Annotated in this window: 21 protein-coding genes; 15 read left to right on the top strand and 6 right to left on the bottom strand. The window is 38.5% G+C overall.

What is annotated here, in order from left to right:
- The first annotated feature begins 38 nt into the window (after positions 1–38).
- Positions 39–581 carry a hypothetical protein gene (locus LEP1GSC052_RS02350; RefSeq protein ID WP_156892093.1) on the top strand — a complete coding sequence of 181 codons (543 nt, stop codon included), beginning with the start codon at positions 39–41 and terminating at the stop codon, positions 579–581.
- A gap of 20 nt (positions 582–601) precedes the next feature.
- Here the strand turns inward: LEP1GSC052_RS02350 and LEP1GSC052_RS02345 are convergent, their stop codons facing one another.
- On the bottom strand, positions 602–1,123 hold the full coding sequence (locus LEP1GSC052_RS02345; RefSeq protein WP_010572160.1) for a helix-turn-helix domain-containing protein: 522 nt from the start codon (positions 1,121–1,123) through the stop codon (positions 602–604).
- Between the two features lie 123 nt (positions 1,124–1,246).
- On the opposite strand from LEP1GSC052_RS02345, the gene LEP1GSC052_RS02340 reads away from it, so the two are divergent.
- From LEP1GSC052_RS02340 to LEP1GSC052_RS21610, 6 genes are all read left to right on the top strand, one after another.
- Positions 1,247–1,657, top strand: coding sequence for a helix-turn-helix domain-containing protein (locus LEP1GSC052_RS02340; RefSeq protein WP_010572159.1), 411 nt, complete (start codon positions 1,247–1,249; stop codon positions 1,655–1,657).
- A gap of 77 nt (positions 1,658–1,734) precedes the next feature.
- Positions 1,735–2,346, top strand: a complete 612-nt coding sequence (locus LEP1GSC052_RS02335) for an LBL_2463 family protein (protein WP_040912747.1) — start codon at positions 1,735–1,737, stop codon at positions 2,344–2,346.
- A 16-nt stretch (positions 2,347–2,362) separates the two neighbouring features.
- Positions 2,363–3,268 (top strand): LIC10906 family membrane protein, encoded by a 906-nt coding sequence (locus LEP1GSC052_RS02330; protein ID WP_020985520.1) that lies wholly within the window; start codon positions 2,363–2,365, stop codon positions 3,266–3,268.
- Between the two features lie 86 nt (positions 3,269–3,354).
- The gene (locus LEP1GSC052_RS02325; protein WP_010572157.1) at positions 3,355–3,744 is read left to right on the top strand and encodes a hypothetical protein; all 390 of its coding nucleotides are present in this window, start codon (positions 3,355–3,357) and stop codon (positions 3,742–3,744) included.
- Positions 3,745–5,256: a hypothetical protein gene (locus LEP1GSC052_RS02320; RefSeq protein WP_010572156.1), complete on the top strand. Its 1,512-nt coding sequence runs from the start codon at positions 3,745–3,747 to the stop codon at positions 5,254–5,256.
- Positions 5,253–6,833 (top strand): Kelch repeat-containing protein, encoded by a 1,581-nt coding sequence (locus LEP1GSC052_RS21610; RefSeq protein WP_020985509.1) that lies wholly within the window; start codon positions 5,253–5,255, stop codon positions 6,831–6,833. The genes LEP1GSC052_RS02320 and LEP1GSC052_RS21610 overlap by 4 nt, the downstream gene beginning before the upstream one ends.
- Before the next feature lie 46 nt (positions 6,834–6,879).
- On the opposite strand, the gene LEP1GSC052_RS02315 is transcribed toward LEP1GSC052_RS21610, so the two are convergent.
- Complete coding sequence (locus LEP1GSC052_RS02315; RefSeq protein WP_020985511.1) at positions 6,880–8,508, bottom strand: phage portal protein; 1,629 nt, start codon at positions 8,506–8,508, stop codon at positions 6,880–6,882.
- Positions 8,509–8,655: 147 nt separating this feature from the next.
- Between LEP1GSC052_RS02315 and LEP1GSC052_RS21605 the strand changes: the two genes are divergently transcribed.
- The 7 genes from LEP1GSC052_RS21605 to LEP1GSC052_RS02280 all read left to right on the top strand — a co-directional run bounded on the left by LEP1GSC052_RS21605 (position 8,656) and on the right by LEP1GSC052_RS02280 (position 12,436).
- Entirely contained in the window at positions 8,656–8,958 is a 303-nt protein-coding gene (locus tag LEP1GSC052_RS21605; protein ID WP_010572152.1) for a hypothetical protein, read from the top strand.
- A gap of 1 nt (position 8,959) precedes the next feature.
- On the top strand, positions 8,960–9,421 hold the full coding sequence (locus LEP1GSC052_RS02305; RefSeq protein WP_010572151.1) for a hypothetical protein: 462 nt from the start codon (positions 8,960–8,962) through the stop codon (positions 9,419–9,421).
- A gap of 80 nt (positions 9,422–9,501) precedes the next feature.
- Entirely contained in the window at positions 9,502–10,440 is a 939-nt protein-coding gene (locus LEP1GSC052_RS02300) for a hypothetical protein (RefSeq protein ID WP_010572150.1), read from the top strand.
- 3 nt (positions 10,441–10,443) lie between these two features.
- Entirely contained in the window at positions 10,444–10,971 is a 528-nt protein-coding gene (locus tag LEP1GSC052_RS02295; protein ID WP_010572149.1) for a hypothetical protein, read from the top strand.
- Between the two features lie 37 nt (positions 10,972–11,008).
- Positions 11,009–11,677 carry a hypothetical protein gene (locus tag LEP1GSC052_RS02290; RefSeq protein WP_010572148.1) on the top strand — a complete coding sequence of 223 codons (669 nt, stop codon included), beginning with the start codon at positions 11,009–11,011 and terminating at the stop codon, positions 11,675–11,677.
- A gap of 2 nt (positions 11,678–11,679) precedes the next feature.
- Complete coding sequence (locus LEP1GSC052_RS02285) at positions 11,680–12,018, top strand: hypothetical protein (RefSeq protein ID WP_010572147.1); 339 nt, start codon at positions 11,680–11,682, stop codon at positions 12,016–12,018.
- Between the two features lie 118 nt (positions 12,019–12,136).
- Positions 12,137–12,436 carry a hypothetical protein gene (locus LEP1GSC052_RS02280; protein WP_156892092.1) on the top strand — a complete coding sequence of 100 codons (300 nt, stop codon included), beginning with the start codon at positions 12,137–12,139 and terminating at the stop codon, positions 12,434–12,436.
- 13 nt (positions 12,437–12,449) lie between these two features.
- Here LEP1GSC052_RS02280 and LEP1GSC052_RS21170 read toward each other — a convergent pair whose 3' ends face one another.
- The gene (locus LEP1GSC052_RS21170) at positions 12,450–12,656 is read right to left on the bottom strand and encodes a hypothetical protein (protein WP_156892091.1); all 207 of its coding nucleotides are present in this window, start codon (positions 12,654–12,656) and stop codon (positions 12,450–12,452) included.
- Positions 12,657–13,310: 654 nt separating this feature from the next.
- Between LEP1GSC052_RS21170 and LEP1GSC052_RS20660 the strand changes: the two genes are divergently transcribed.
- The gene (locus LEP1GSC052_RS20660; RefSeq protein ID WP_010572144.1) at positions 13,311–14,270 is read left to right on the top strand and encodes a hypothetical protein; all 960 of its coding nucleotides are present in this window, start codon (positions 13,311–13,313) and stop codon (positions 14,268–14,270) included.
- On the opposite strand, the gene LEP1GSC052_RS02265 is transcribed toward LEP1GSC052_RS20660, so the two are convergent.
- The 3 genes from LEP1GSC052_RS02265 to LEP1GSC052_RS02255 are packed head-to-tail and all read right to left on the bottom strand — an operon-like array spanning position 14,267 to position 16,724.
- Positions 14,267–15,502 (bottom strand): Y-family DNA polymerase, encoded by a 1,236-nt coding sequence (locus tag LEP1GSC052_RS02265; RefSeq protein ID WP_244265266.1) that lies wholly within the window; start codon positions 15,500–15,502, stop codon positions 14,267–14,269. The genes LEP1GSC052_RS20660 and LEP1GSC052_RS02265 overlap by 4 nt on opposite strands.
- A 22-nt stretch (positions 15,503–15,524) precedes the next feature.
- On the bottom strand, positions 15,525–15,941 hold the full coding sequence (locus tag LEP1GSC052_RS02260; RefSeq protein ID WP_051185351.1) for a LexA family protein: 417 nt from the start codon (positions 15,939–15,941) through the stop codon (positions 15,525–15,527).
- Positions 15,942–15,998: 57 nt separating this feature from the next.
- Complete coding sequence (locus LEP1GSC052_RS02255; protein WP_010572141.1) at positions 15,999–16,724, bottom strand: SOS response-associated peptidase; 726 nt, start codon at positions 16,722–16,724, stop codon at positions 15,999–16,001.
- Between the last annotated feature and the right edge of the window lie 50 nt (positions 16,725–16,774).

Below are 16,774 nucleotides of genomic sequence, written 5' to 3'. Positions count from 1 at the left end.
GTTTTTCGTGCAACGTTGCTCAGATTGAAAATAACAACATGAGAAAGTTAGAAACTTTGGATTACGAGGTGAAAGTTGGAGAAATCTTTGAGAAGTCTTTAAACATTCCCAAAATAAGCGTTTATTATTCAGATTCAGAATCTAAAATATTCGAATTATTAAAAGATCCTAATAATGTATTTCCAGAAGGATATGATTCGCGCAGATTAAATGAAATATCTCAGGATCAGATCGTTGCTGTTTATTTTGATCTTGGTGATGTCAGTAGAGAAATAGACTCGATACTGTTAAATAAATCCGAGCCGCTTTTGGGAGTAGGATTTCAATTTGATCAAATAAAAGTAAAAACTATCACAGGTGGATTCCCAGGGCGGGGACAATTTTCTGTAAAAAATGAAGAAGTTTACCCTCTATCTAAATTGAACGAAATTAAAATGAAAGTAAAAGGATATGGCTTTACAGAGATAGATGTAATTAAATCCAATAGATTTGTTTATATTTTTAATAGAAAAGAAATCCAGAAAGATAATATATTTCTTATACACTTTAAGGATGGCTCAAAGGTAAGGATCTTTTTTTAGCGATACAAAATGATATACGATTAATCGAGTAAATTATATCGAATTTCTTTTGGAGACATGCCTGTAAATTTTCTACAAGCTCGGTGAAATGAGGATAAAGAATTGAATCCGCTTTCGAATGCAATATCGAGAAGGTTGAGCTTGTCTCCGCTACGGGCGATAATTCTCTTCGCCTCTTCTATGCGGTTAAAATTCATGAAGTCTGCAAAACTCATTTTTAAATGTTTATTTAGATAATGCGATGCTTGGTGAGTAGTTAATCCTATATAAATAGCGAAATCAGGAAGCCTCATTTCTTCGTCTTTATATTCTTTTCTTTCAATAAATCCTTCTAAATTGGTTTTAACTTCTTCCAGGTCCACATTTTGAAGAAGATCCCTTTCTTTTCCCAGGCCGCCGAGATCATTCTTTAATTGAGAATTTGGTTCAAAAAATGATGGTAGGATTTTCCCTATTTTAAAAAAATTTCGTACGGTTATGCCGAAAGAACTGCGGGTGAGTTTGGAATCAATTATCGGCCGGGAAGCTGTAGATTCTGACATTTATAGACCTGGATAATAAAATTTGAATTCGATATAGCTCAAATTATGTGATGCACAGTGAATCAGGTCAAGTAGAAAAAATGATCCATATTGAATCACATGAAAAAAATCTAATGCCCTAAGATGAAACCGATTCGCTCTGAAAAATTAGACAAGGAAGCTGTAAAACGATTTAATACAGCATTGAGGTTTCTTTCTGAAAAGAAAGGGCTTTCTCAAAGAAAAATTGCCTCGTTGATGGGAGAAAGCCAAAGTTCGATTTCAAGAATAGCAAACGGAGCGACTCCTCTAACGATAAATTTTGCAATTTTATTTGAGCATTACACCGAAATATCTTCTAAGTGGCTTATGTCTGGTGAAGGCTCTATCTTCGTAAATGGGGAAAATGCGGCGATTTTTTCTGATGAGGAAATTAACTTATTCTCCAATCTTAAATCGGATAAGCTCAGGTATGAAATTGTAAAAATAATCGCCAAAACCAAGATTGGGAATTTGGAAATTCTAAAAAAATTGCTTATCGAAATCAATAAATAATTTTATTATAAAATTAGTATATTAAAGATATATAAAACAATTCTTGAAAAAAAAATCGTAAATGAAATAGCAGGGCAATGTCCCATGCCGCAACAAAGTTTACTGTAAAAAAGCTCACAATCAATGATTCGGAGATCGAACTAAATAGGGTAAAGGAATTTATAATCACAAAATTTCAAGAAGGAGGGTATGTAGATTCTGACTGGAGAAAGTTCGATTACGATGAATGGTCAACCTGGTTCTATTACGAAAATGAAATAGAAATCCTCGCGGCTATGCGTTTGGTTGAAAAAAAGCCAAATAACCTAATCCCTTTGGAATTCGCTTTGATTCGAGACGATAATAAAAACGCTATTCTACGACGTTATGCAGTAATGGAAGAAAATGTTGCTGATTGGAACGCAGTTGCTTTTACAACTTCTAATGAAGGTTGGGAAGCCGCGAAAAGAACCTTTCGCGCAGTAGCAAAACATTGCGTAGAGAAAGGTTATAATAAGGTTTATGGAATGTATCCGGTTTCATTGAGAAGTATAAAACTTTTTTATAAAAAATCCGGCGCAATAGATTCTCCTCGATATAAAGAACAAGTTTACTTCCATGATTTTTATTTGAATAACGAACTATGTTACTTGAAAGTGATTGAATTAGAAAAAGAGACTTTACAGGAAATTGCGTCAAAAGCATATTAACTGTTGCAAAACTACGATGTTTGACGAAAGTTTTCTCACAGTTGGAATCGGATTATTTTTATTATACCTTGGCTTTTACGTAAATAGAATTAACCCGAGAAAGAAAGTCCAAAGATATTTTCTTTATCTATGTATAATGAATTCCTTATGGATGTTCGGGCTTTCTATTAGATTGTATCTTCCTATTGCAATTCGAGAGATTTTTATCAATTTAATTTTGTTTCCCGTCGTATTCATTCCTTTGTTTCTTGATTTGGTTGTCGCTTTATTAATAAAACGGAATATTAAATTCAATTATTATCGAATCGCTTTGATTTTCGTTTTAATGCCTACTTTTGTATGTATTTCCATTTTCGGAGCCTTCGTAAAATTGGATAATCCGATAGTTTACTCTTATACTCCTTATTTGAATTATCATTTAATTATCGTTTATTGTATTGTTTCAATTTCGATTAGCGCATATAGTTTAGGTCGCGTTACGATTCTTCGACGCGGTGATGAAAGGATTCGATCGTTTTTAATGTTTATTGGATTAGTATTCGCGCTTTCAGTTTCTATTTTGTGTGTCTACATTCTTCCTCTCCGGGGTTCTTTTTTAGCGGCTTATTCAGCTATAGGACTTCTTCCCTTTGCAGTTCTATGGGCTGTAGCAATATTGCATTATGACGCTTTTAAAATCCGCGAACTTGTTTTAGAAGGGCAATCTTTACCATTTCTAAGTCGATTATTCTCTTTTGCCGTTTTAAAATTGTATCGGCTCATGGATGGAGATAGATATGAGATTAAACTTCTTCTTTCGAAAACGCACGTCGCTTCGAATATTATAAACAAACATTATGACTTAGCTGTAAAGCATCCAACTTTAGAAGGGAAGGAGCGAGTTAAGATCGTCGCAAGTATTTATAGAAGACGAATCCAATAGTTTTCGCACTTTCTCAATTTAGTTAGATTCCTAATAACTTTTCATTTTTCTTCACCGATACTTGTATTTCTGCAATACTTCGCGGGATGGAAATACATAGAGCTATATTCCAGTTATTCCAAAGAACGGGCGCGGCTATTGAGCGCGAAGTAGACGAATTTGAATTCGAGTATCAGGTACAACAACCCCAAAAACTAACTAAGGCTTTTAAGCAATCCGACAACCTGGTAACAATTCCGATTCCAGCGGGTATCCAGTTTAAATATGTTGTAATTCTTGGGTCATATCTTGCCGATGATACGGCCGCCGGTGTAAAAAAAGAAGATCCAGCTCCGATCGTTGTCCGCATTGACGGGTCCGCTCAAGACCACCCGGTTCCGGGTGGCTTTATGGCATGGACCGGAGGAATAAAATCTCTTCGAGTCGCAACCGGCTACGATACAAATCAAATTTTGGTCGAGGTTTATCTCGGATAAATGCTTGCGGTATTTGATTTTCTACTCAAGGGCATTGGTTCAAAGGTTCGAATAGGAAAGGGCGGTCCGTTTATTGTAGGGACCGCTTCCGGAGTAGAATTAAAGGTTCCCAACGATTCAGATTTTGCAAGATTGAAAGTCGGTGATCCGCAAGAAGCAAAGGACGCGGTAAATCTTACTTGGGTAAGGGAGCATGTTCTTTCAAATTGGAATACTCCGGTACAAAATCTTTTCGAACTTAAAAACGTTCCTGCGTCAGAGCGTTCGGATAAACAAATCCGAGAGGTAGAAGACGAACTATCTTTTTTTCAGTTTGATGCGAATTCTACCGCGGTTTTTCCCGACCCTAACGATCCGACGCGCTGTATTCTTCCAAACGATTTAACGTCTTCTTCGCCGGGACGTTGGCTGAAAACGACTTCGCGCGCTCAACTTCATTCACAATTACTCGGGCTTGGGGTAGGGGATGATCATCCTCAGTATCAAAGGCGGACCGAAAAAAACTCATCACTTGGCTTCCCCGGATTAACCGGAGACCAAGGCAATCCAGGAATTGAATTTATTTCAGGCGGATCCATAATTAGTTCGCTTAGATCACTTGCGACAAATGCACGAAATTATTTCTTGCCGGATAAAAACGGAATACTTGCACTCGATGATCAGTTTTTAGGATCAAGTGAAACAAATCCCGGAAATAAGGGATTAGTTCCCGCTCCGAGCGTTTCCGATCGGGAAAAATTTCTTTCAGGTGACGGTACCTGGAAAACAAACTTCGGTTCATTAAAAAATTCGAATATTATTTCGAATTCATATACCGCTACAAAATACGAAAGAGTTTTAGTCGATACTTCAAGTGGACTGATTTCGATCTTACTTCCTGAAAGCCCACAAGATAATACTGTCATAGGAATACTGGATCTTTCGAATCATGCTGGAACATCACCCATCACACTTCAAAGAAACGGATCAAAAATTGAAGAATCATTAGAAGATTGGCAACTTGATCTAGATGGCGGGTACTGGGAACTTGCGTTTTCGGAAGCTCGGGGAAGTTGGTTTTTTCTTTCCGTTCCATTCTATAATAATGTTTCACCTTCTGCGTCATTTCTAACAGATTCCCCTTCATTTTCTGAAGTTTCTATAGCTCCGTCAGCGAGAGCTGTGAAAGAATATGTCGATACAAAAGACCTTACATTATTGCAATCGATCGCGCAAGTGGGAGCCGCTCAGATCGGAACCGGACAAATTCCTGCTGGAACGTTGATAAAGAACGCTTTTTTTGAAGGGATAACGAATGGAAGCGGTCAATGTTCGATAGATACAGGGCTTGGATCAAACATTGTTTCAGCTCTTGCTTTCGTCTCCGATGCTTCTAACGCGTGGTATCTAATGCCACCTTCGGGAGTTACTTCAATAACGAAATACGATAACCAGGGAATTGTTACCGTTCAATTCACGGGCAGTTCGGTTTTCCAAAATAGGAATGTGCGATTCCGGGTTGAATACAAATGAAATCATTCAAAAATGATTTTTTAAAAGACAATCAACTTCGGAATTACATAGATTCAAAAATATTAGAAGAAACTAATGCTCGAACTTCAAATTTTAGTTCACTACAGAATCAATTAAATACAAAATTAAATTCAAGTGAAAAGGGCGCGGTTTCGGGAATTGCCACTCTTGGTTCTGACGGAATTCTTGTTTCGAATCAGAGACCTCAAATTGTTGCTTCTGAAATATCTCAAGATTCGGCTCATAGGCTTATCACAGATTCAGAACGAACCTCTTGGAATGGCGCATTAAATCCTAATTGGAATTCAATTCAAAACAAACCTTCGTCTTTTACTCCCTCAACACACGACCATAATACAAGCTATTATACGAAGAATGAGACGGATTCTGCACTAGCTTTAAAAAGAGGGACTGGGGTAATTCCTGCTTCCGAGATTACTCAGGATTCAATGAATCGTTTTGTCACCGATTCAGAGCGATCTACTTGGAACTCAGGTAGTACGAGTATCAAGATTCCTAAATTCTCAGGAGATTGGTCAGGTAAGATTTTACCTGTAATTCAAAAAACTATAGCTCTCGCAGATTCCGATCTCGGATGGAAAATCTCGTTCGGCGGTTCTTATCCAGGAAGTAACGCATTTTTTGGCGGAGTTCTTTTACCTGATGGTCGTGTATTTTGTGTTCCTTCCAATATTACTACAGCTCGAATCTTTGATCCGTTATCAAATTTAGTTTCAACGCCTTCCGTTTCTTTTCCTGGAGGTGGTGCGTTTATCGGTGGGGTTTTGTTATCAGATGGTCGAGTCTTTTGCATTCCATATTCTTCAACTTCAGCAAGAATTTATAATCCAGTTTCTGATTCGATTAGTACGCCGACAGGCATTTATCCCGGAACAAGCGCGTTTTGGAGTGGTTTAATACTTCGAGACGGTCGAGTTTTTTGCGTTCCATTTTCTTCCACGTCTGCAAGGATTTATAATCCAACCAATGATTCATTAACTACACCTTCTGGAATTTATCCCGGAAATATGTCGTTCGCGGGAGCTGTTCTTCTTGCGGATGGACGTGTATTTTGTGTTCCACATTCTTCAACTACCGCAAGAATTTATAACCCAACTAACGATACATTGACGACTCCCGCAGGAACCTATCCTGGAAACTTGGCTTATATGGGAGGGGTTTTACTTTCTGACGGACGAGTTTTTTGTGTTCCGTATAACGCCACAACTGCAAAGATTTATGATCCTACTACGGATTCATTATCGACTCCAAGCGGAACGTATCCTGGAAGTAGTTCGTTTTCGGGTGGAGTTTTGCTTCCAGATGGACGTGTGTTTTGTGTTCCAACATCGTCAACTACTGCAAGAATTTATGATCCTGTCACTGATACCTTGATAACCCCGGCAGGAACTTATCCAGGAGGTTACGCTTATTCAGGAGGAGTATTGCTATTTGACGGACGAGTATTTTGTGTACCAACCTCAGCAACGGTAGCTAACGGACTTGGAACTACTAGGGTAGCAAATTCGAATTTTCCTATTCCATTGTTGCTTTCTGCATATCTAAACAAATTTTAATTTAGATTTTCGTACATTAAATATATTTGAACTTGAACATGATGTATTAAAATACTAGATCCTTATCCTTTTCTTCCGAAAAATCATATTCATTTTCTTCTTTGTTTTCTTCATTTTCAGAAAAGTTTAAATCTTCGTCATCTTCGTTGAATTCCGATTCAGAATATTGTCCGTTATCCGAAGAAGAAGTTTCTTGTTTAAGCATTTGTAAATTTTGTTGAAATACCGGATTGAGAATTACCGCTCCTGCGAGTTTATAATCGTCGGCAGATACTCCGTAGAGATCTGATAAGGTCTCACCGATTGTAGGCTGATCTTGTTCGATCCGTATCTCATCTAGGAGTTTCCAATTTGCAACCTCGTCTTTGTATTTTTGAAGTTTGTCCTTTTCATCCTCTGGATCTTTTCCGGTAAACTCACACACAATTCCGCTAAAATCATCGTCTCTAAAACTTTTTAATTTCGAAAATACAGATTCGAAATAATTTAGGAGAGAGAGCTTGGCTCTTGTAAGACTCATTTTGCTTTTTTCGGATTGGTTTGCTTCAGACAGGGATTGTGAACCGATGAGTCGTAATCCTAACTCTGCTTGATCCATACCATGTGCCATAAGCACAAGTGAGACGCTCCATTGAAGTAAATCCTTGAAAACCATTTCATTCGCAATATTGAGCGGAGTCCACTTCACCTCACCGGCAGAGGTGGCAACAATGGGGATACGGTGCGAATCGTCGAGTCCTGAGATCATCTCTTGCCATTGCAATTGTAGCGATTCAAGTCCGTCCTGAGAAATATCTCCTTGGAGAGAGAGGTATCCCGGAGGGTGTTGTCTCGAAAAGGTGTCCCTATTGAATTTTAAAGACCGGATTACTCCAACTAAATCTAGCATTGCCGCCTCAAGAGGGGAGAAGCCGAAGCCGCGCATATTCACATCAGAAAGATGGTTTTTGTGAAGAAATAGAATTTCGTTTGCACTAAATGTCTCGACAACATTGTCATCGATGATCTGAACGAAGGCGATGGATAAGTCACCTCTGTAACCTTTTGTCGGATCGACAGTGAAGATCGTTCCGGGATCGAGATACCTCATCTCAATTAGCTTTCCAAAAGAATTAAAAACTAAAAAAAATGCGACTGAATCTATTGTCAGAGTATCTCTGAGCATCATCTCAAAAACGGAAACTAGATGATCTCTGTTTGCCCAACCAGGTGTAAGGTCGCCCATCTTGTCAAACCAGCGTCCGCAAAATTTCATTCTCGAACTGATCTCGTCGGTTATCTCTAGATCCTCATCTTCCATTCGAAACCAAAGACCCGATTTTGAATTGATACGAGCGAATCGATTCAAATCTTCGACTCGTACTGTTTGAATCGCTGAGATAAGGGAGGTGCCGTAACTTGCACTTCGAAGGTTAGAAATAGGAATCCGCCAGGAAGGACGAAGATTGATTCCATCCCTCATCTGTTGCATCTGGTCGTAGGTATAAACGGGCTGTCGTCCTGCGACTTCAGCGGTGTTTACTTGATTGAACCAAGACTTAGCAAGGCTAATAAGTTTTTCATTTACCTTACTCGATTTATGCTGAATCTCTTTTGAATGTTCGATACGATTACGTTTAGCGAGGTTTTTTTCGTAATCCTTGCCTCGCGGTCTTCCACGACCTGCGTTGTCCATTCGATAAAAATAATATTAAATTCTTGATCGGTTGATTTTTTCCGAATTATTCCGCGTTAAAAATACAGTTTTAAGAAATTTGAAATCGGTATGAGAGTACAGTTACCTTCTGGCCGATATTCTCTCTCTTAGAATATGTTTGAAGATATGAGAAAAAGTCTTACATTTGGAGATTTCCATCGGCTTCGATTTCAAAATCAATTCACGCTTTCCGGTAGCGTTATTTTAAACTCACCCGATAGACAGTATTTTCTAACACATGTTCACGCAAGCGGTCCTTGGACAATTCACGCCAAGGGGAATAATGCGGACTCCGAAATGTCAGATTACGACAGGAAGGGGACTGGAGATTTTCAATTTTTTATTCCACTGTGCGCGTCCGAGTTTTCTTTTACGGGTGTAAGCGAAGTATCTGGTTTTTGGATAAACGCTACAAAGGTTTCATTCTAAAATGTTCGGTGCCAATTCATCGGTTGTAAAAAAGAAGGTTCTGGTTCACGGTAAGAGTAAAGATTATATGGCTTACCGGAACACGAAAACCGGAGGTGACGTTTTAACTCCTCGTGAGAAAAAAGTCGAGACGGCAAAGAGCGAACGTAACCGAATCCAGCATACGAATACACATTCTGAAAAGGAAAAAAAACTCATAGAAGAAATGACTGTTCGACACAAGTCCTTTGAGACGGCAATACGCGAACAACGTAAGACCTATGGTTCGGGTCCGAAACTCCCGAAAGCAGGCATGATCATGCGCGTATACGCGAAAGGCCGCGCCAATGTTGGAGGAATGCTCGCAAAAGTTCGAGAAGTTGCATCAGACGGTAAATCCGTAGTTTGTGAACTTGCATCCGGTAAAACCTATTCTCTTCCGATCGAACACTTAGAATTTGCTAAGTCTTCTCTTCTCCGATGAAAATAAGATAGATACTTTGTTCGTGTGTTATATCGCGCGAAACATTTTCCATATCATTTCAATTTTCTTTCGGAGAAATCTTGAGTATAGGCTTTGGTGGCGACCTAAACTTAAACGCCGAAGACTACGAGTATCACGATCTTTCTCAGAGAATTTACCCTGAGTTAGAAAAGGCAAATTCTCCGCTTCCTTCTTGGGGAACATTCATTCATCCCGACGAAATTCGAAGACTCCTATTTTATGGTAACGAGCCGCTTATGACGACTCGCGGCTCACAGCTTGAGGATTACCAAATAAAGAATTGGGTTGATCAGGCGGTTAAGGCGTTTGCTCAAGAAATTAGTTGGGACATCTATCCTAGACTTTGGAGAAGCAGACCTATCGCCGGACAAAAAGGTCGGTTTGATTTGGATCCGGTTCAAGGTCAGATTGAAACTTACGCTGAATGGGATGATACTTACGATTATGATTCTTCGAAATCCACAAATTTCTTTTTAAAACTAAGAAACAAAAATCTTTGTCGGGTTCATAGATGGGTTCTTACATATCCGTATTCTGGCTCAACGATTTTAGAGCTAACAGACAGAGCGACGATCAAACATAGAGCCGGTCTTCTTCAAGCGGTATTTACACGAGCTCCTTTTGGTAGTTTAGGTCCACCCGTTACAGGAATCCAAGGTTGGCGTGCAATGAATCAATCCGCGAATCTTCCCGGAGCTTTCCAGGTAGACTACAGCACCGGGTACGATCATGCTTCACGGGTTCCTCGGGAGCTCAAAGAACAATGTCTAAAATACTTTATGATTTGTATTCTTTCTTCGTATGCGGAAGGGATTGTAGGCGGGCTTTCAAGTTATTCTACAAACGTTGGTGTAATTTCTGAGAGTATGTCATTAAGTCTTAGCGCTGAGAATTCCTTTTTCGGGGCTCGGATCAAACAATTTACTGGGGAACTAAAAGAATGGTGGAAAACTGGGAAACTTCGGTACTCCGGAGTTTCTTTTGGAGCGTTAGGTTAATGTATGACTGATTTTGATATAAAGGAAAAAGAAATTCAAACAATTTTTGGATTTTTTAGTACGCTTCTTTTAATTTTTCTCCAAGCGATAAAGTGGCTTTTTCGTACAAAGGAGAAACCCGCGCCTTCTTTAAAGGATCTGAATTATGGTCCATATTTTTCTTTAGTCCGTGAGATCAAAAGACTGGATGTTTTCCTTGATCGAAATCTTTCCCTAACTTCTTCTGAAATTTTATTCGAAGATTTAGTTTCCCTTTACAATCACGCTAAAGAGAATTCGCACGAGTCGATTAAGATCGAATTTGCACACTATGGAAATATCAGTTCGGCCGTAGGGATTGCTTTCCAAAAATTCACGGATCATGTTTCAGAATTTAACGGAATTCGATTAGTTGTTAAGTTCCCGACCGATTCCCCCGACGCAGTGAAACTTTATCTTAGATTACAAAAACATCGGGCTAAAACAAACGCCGGACGTGTGGAATTCTATTTGAATGATTACTCTGATTTGAGCAAAGCAAAGTCTCATTAATATTCTCCGATTTTGATTTTTATTCCATTCTTACTCGATGGAATATTCAGAATTCATTCTTAAACTTATCGATGAAACGAAGAAGAAATATTCTAACTCTAATAAAGATTCATTCAAGCTAGATTTTGAAAACGAACATACCTTGATCGGTGTTCGTGGAATTTCTATTTCCAAAAATAAAGTTATCTTCAACGAAGACTCCTTCGATCGCTTTAACGATCTTCTTTTTAATATCTATCCCGGTGCGAAGTCTTGGGGAAGTCGTATCGTTACTATGGACCCAGGTAAGGTTTCGGATGAGACCTTACTAAAATATGGAGTGGGGGGCGGAGAGGCTAGGGTTGAGGAGGGTCTTGGACTTGTTAAGATCGGATCTCACAAAAATCATTTAGCTCTTGTTCAAGCATCCAAGCGTTATTTTCGCCGCGACCAAAACAACAATCATGTATGGAACGGAAGCGATCCCTTATACTTCGACAATAGAGGGTTTAACATTCATGCTCAAGGGATGAGTAAAAATTACGTAGGTGTGAGTTCTCTCGGTTGCACAGTAACGCATTCTACTTGGGAAGAATCAGAGTGGCTTGAACTCATTTCGATTTTTCAAGGTGCAGAGAAACAAGCAAGGAAACGAAACCCGCAGTTCCAAGGATTTTGTTACGCAATATTCAACCAGGATTCAGCGAAAAAAATCTTAGAAGGATAGCCTTGAGAAAAAAGAAACTCAATGCAAACGAAATCTTAAAACTTGACCCTCTTTCAGAAGAAGCAAAGAAACTCGAAACTGAATTACAAAACACCCTTGTTGTTGAAAAAGATATTTTTCGATCTTCTAACAGAGCCTTTTTTCTCGGCCTGTTTTTTCTCATCATAGGGATAATTACACTCCATCACTACCCCGAAGCGAAACTTTCCGAAGGATACGGCGGAATTAGCGTGTACGGACTTTTTTTCGGTTCCGGCATAACACTTATGAGCTGGTTTAAGACAGGGGAAATACTCCGCGCTGTCGGTGACTTTATCTCGAAGGCGAGAGGAGGTAATTAAGTTGAAAACGATACTATTTCATTTCTTTAAATCCTTTGCAGTTGTTTTTATCTTAGTGTCTCTTATACAATGTTCAACTGTCACCAAGTTCGAGCGGTTCGAGAAGAAGTTGGAGACTGTGATTCAGAATAAGTCTAATGATTTGCAAATATTGAAATCAAAAGAAAATCGAACAGAAGAAGAGGAAGAAAGAGTAAAATCTGAAGAACTCGAACTTTCTTCCATGAAATCTTTGAAGTTAGAATTTTTGGAGCTAAAAGGTTCTTATTCGGATCTAAAAAAGGATTATACCAATCTTCGTTGGAAGTATTACAAGATTGTTATGCAAAGCTGGCTCGGTCGGATCGGTTGGCTTTTTGTCGGGCTTCTCCTTCTTGTTTATTATGGGTTCAAATTTTACTTGCAGGTTCATGGGTGAACTTGCTTTGAAATTATTTAGAAAGCCTTTTGGATTTTTGAATACGTTTTTCCGTTGTTTCGGAAATTTTCTTCCCCGGTTTAAAGCGAATTTTGGATTTAAGAAAATTTTGATTTTCAGTAGGTATTCGCAATATTTCTTGTTTAACTGAATTTTCTTCTTTCCCTTTGCCTTTTTGCCGTACAGTCAAAGCATACGTCTGATAAATAGTGTTTTCCACTGCTTTTATATCTTGTAAAGTGAGCTAATGGCTTACTCTTCTTACATCCGCCGTTACACTTTTTCATTCTTTTAAGTGTAGTGTTTCCAAAAATTTTCACATTAAGAGCGATCGCTTTTTCTCGGAATGGATTTAATGCCCCGTTCACTTTTGGATATTTATTCTTTTTGGTGCGGTAGTATAATATTTCTGGTTTTTTTCCGTCTCTGTCTACGTTGCGTTCGGCGAATCGTCTATATCCCTGGTATTCGTTCCGTCCTGACTTTTTGCAGGTTTTATAAAATCCATCGATGGATTTGGAATATTGGAATTCTTGAAATGAATGAAAGGTATTGCATGAAGTACAATATAGCTTCATAGAGAAAAGTTCAATACCGTATTTTTTTATTGCGTCATAGTAAGCGTAAAACGATTGAAAAATGAATTTCCCATTTTTAGAAAAAGTCTTTAGAGATAGCTCGAATTCTTTTTTGGTAATTGGAGTGCGCCCGAGGGCGGAGAGATTTTCGTTTAGAGTTTCAAGCGTTGGCGGGTTCAGTCTTGATCTGTTTCGCATAATGGCATCTTAAATTAATTTCCAAAGATATTCCATTATTTTATACTGAAGTAATAAAAAAAGTTTGTTATGAAGAAAAGATTTTAAAAATTAGCGGAATGGAAAATGAAGAATTAGTTAAAAAGACTGAAAACACTCTTTGGGAACAAGTTAAAGCTTCTGCGAATGAACGCTTAGGCAGTCCCTTTTATTTTTCGTTATTCCTTTCCTTTGTATTATCGAATTGGGATTTATTCTACATTCTCTTTTTCCATAAGCTGACTTATAACGAATTTAATACAATTTATGAAATATATTCTATTCATTGGGTGATTCCCCTTGTGACCGCAGTCGGTTATTCTGTTATTTACATCATCCCAAATGTCTTTACGGATTTTTTAGCCCATGTGTATAAGACTATTGGTGAAAATAAAAAATTAGAATATTCAAATAAAAATAAAAAGTTAGATTTTGACACTTCGAATCGAATCAAGAAAATCTATGATACCGTATTATTGGAAAAGGAAGACAAAATTCGGGATAATGAAAGCAGATACAACCTTCTTCATGATAAAGAGCGCAGAAAATTAATATCTCTATTTTCTCAATTTAGCGGTTACGGAATTGCAATGATTCAAACAGGAACTGATCGTATATATGATAATATTCCTAGAGATAAATATGGCTTTGTTATTTTGAAAGATCCTAAAGATGAATCTATTCATTTGTTTAATTCTCCTAAAGTATATTTTTCATTAATTGATTTGGTTCACTGCACAGGTTTAATGGTTGGAAGAGAAGGTGATTCTGTTTTCTATTTGCAAAAGGATTTAACAAAATTTCATTTTAAGGATCTTCCTATAGAGAATTATGATTTGATCGAAAAGAGAATCTCTCAAAGAGAAAATTGTAACCTATTTGTAAGTAGTTCTAAGTTAGGTTTTCTTCGTTGTGGCAATCGTAATGATTATGGTGAGAAATTTTGGTCAACAGAATCAGGTGAATTCCTTAAAATTGGTTCATTGAATCAAGAAGGTTTTCTGTTCTTGGATATTCGTTTAAGTAATAATTGCTTTTAAACCATAAAAGTAATAATGTCTTTCCAATAATGGGTAGGACATTTTGTCGCGCGATCTTGTTTCATTCTCCATGCGCGCGGCCCGAACCCGGTCGCGCCCGTTCTGATCTTTCCTGTTTTGAACTTCTTATTAATTTCAATAATTACCTGCGTAAGTTCGTTGGATCTTCCTTGATAGAATAAGTCGTTCTGTTTTGATTCCGTTGTGAATTCGGAAAGCATTACACCGCTTTTTTTGTAGCCAAAACCTTTTTTGAAGATCGTTTTTATTCCCGCGATGCAATAATTTTGAAGTTCGAAAAGATCCTTCGTTGCGACCGGGATTTCCATACGGATAGAATCGTTGTCTTGCGGCTGATTAGTTTTAAATGGGTCTGTCCTTAATGAAACTGTGATTACTTGAGCATATCTATCCTCATTCCAAAGTTTTTCAACGGCGCGAGAAAGATACGTTGTGGTTGCTTCGATCACACTTTCTAAATCGGAAACGTATCCGCCAAACGCGCGGGCGACGATGATTTCCTTTTTTGGAGGTGGAGCTAATTCCAGATCATAGCAACACACACCCCGTAGTTCATAAACAAGTCGTAGACCAACGACGGTCATTTGGTTTCTTATCCAGTGATCCGGGAGTCGGCATAACTCTAACGCATTTTTGACGCCGCATTTATCCAAAAGGGACGAGTAGGCGGGTCCGACGCCCCAAATTTCCGACGGACTTATACTTTTGAGACTTTCTTCCCGCGATCGCTCGTCTAAAAAGCAAACGCCTTGTAGGGAAGGTCTTGTCTTAGCCATTCGATTAGCGACCTTGGCTAAAGTTTTCGTTTCTCCAATACCAACACAAACGGGTAGTCCGAGGTATTGGTCGATTTTTTCTCTTAGCTCTTTACCGAAAGAAACACATTCATCTTCTTTTATGAATCCCGTAAGTTCTAAAAAGCATTCATCGATTGAATATTGTTCCACTTCGGGACAGAGATCTTCAAGAACACTACGAAATCTATGGCTCATGTCTCCATAGAGTGCGTAGTTGCTTGAAAGCGCGATGAGGCGGCCTGAATCCACCAAATCTTTAGCTTTGAAAATTGGCATACTCATATTAATGCCTAAAGCTTTCGCTTCCGCACTGCGTGAGACGGCGCATCCGTCATTATTAGAAAGTACAACGACCGCTTTATGATTTAAGCGCGGTTCAAAAACTCTCTCGCAAGAGACGTAAAAATTATTCACGTCAACGAGCGCGAATAGACGTTTAACGTTTGAGGAGCTTCCTAGTGACACTTGTAGCAATCCCCCAGAGCCGCACTTCACTCGAAGGAATAATCGGGATCGGCTCTCCTTGTTCGTTTTCTGCAAGAAGGTATAAAGAATCTTTAATCTTTACGATTTTCTTTAACGTGAACTGGTCTTCATAGGTGACAGCGGCGATCAGGCCGTGACCGGGAGTAATCGAGCGATCGATCGCTAGAATATCTTTGTCAAAGATTTTGTGACCCTCCCAAGTCGTCCCGGAAACTTGACCGTAAAATGTGGTTTCGGGATTTATCTCTAACAATTCTCGCGGATCTAGGCGTTTCAGGAAATAATCCTCGGCAGGCGAAGGGAATCCGGCGCGTGCTCGGGTTCTTAGAAGGGGGATTTGTTTTTGAAAAATTATCTTGTCCAACATGGCTATCATTTGTTTACTAAACAAATAATATGCTATTATAAAAAGAGGGCAAGCATTTTAGAAAAGGGACATTTGAATTTTTGGCTCCGGCGGCTCCGGGATTGGCATAAGGCAATTTTCGGAAACCATGCGGTTTTCTTTGGTAGCCAAGATTTTCGTAGAGACAGGGTAGGCGTGCATTTTTTCAGAAGGGTAAGTTTTTAGAAAATTATCTATGTCTCTTTCTGCTCGCATCGAAGGATCTAGCCATTTTTCGAATTGGTCATCTTCTAAAAATACGGGCATTCGAAGTTTAGGGTGATATTTAGCGACGAGTGAATTGGCGACAACCGTGATAATTGCAAATGACTGATATGATTTTCCGGTTTCTCGATCGACAAAACGATTACTTATACCAGCGACTCCAAGAGGTTCGTCGTTAAACTTTCGAATCGCATAAGGTTGCTTATGTTTCGGTTCTCCGTTTGATTCGAAAAGGGCATCAAAAGGAATTATACAGCGGGAATTTATAATAGGATCTTTAAAAGTCGGCAATTCAAAAATTGTTTCAGTTTTCGCATTTCCATGAGTATAGCTGATCGCTTCTTTATACGTTTTAGCTCGATTCGGTAGTAAAGAAAAAACTCCATCTTCGACAAAGTAATCTTTGCCTGGTTTCAAAATGATCGTAGCTTTCTCGGAATAGACAATGTTATAGCGACTCTTCGGCTCTTCCAAATTTTTAACAAATTGGAAAGATTTAGTTTTCGACCACTTATTCGATTGAGCAAATCGGGCACACATCTATAATAATTATTTAATTTCTGTTTGAAATTAAAATCATAAAATGAAGG

The organism is Leptospira kmetyi serovar Malaysia str. Bejo-Iso9, from assembly GCF_000243735.2.
Lineage (GTDB): Bacteria > Spirochaetota > Leptospiria > Leptospirales > Leptospiraceae > Leptospira > Leptospira kmetyi.
This window is presented reverse-complemented; position numbering and strand designations above follow the sequence as displayed.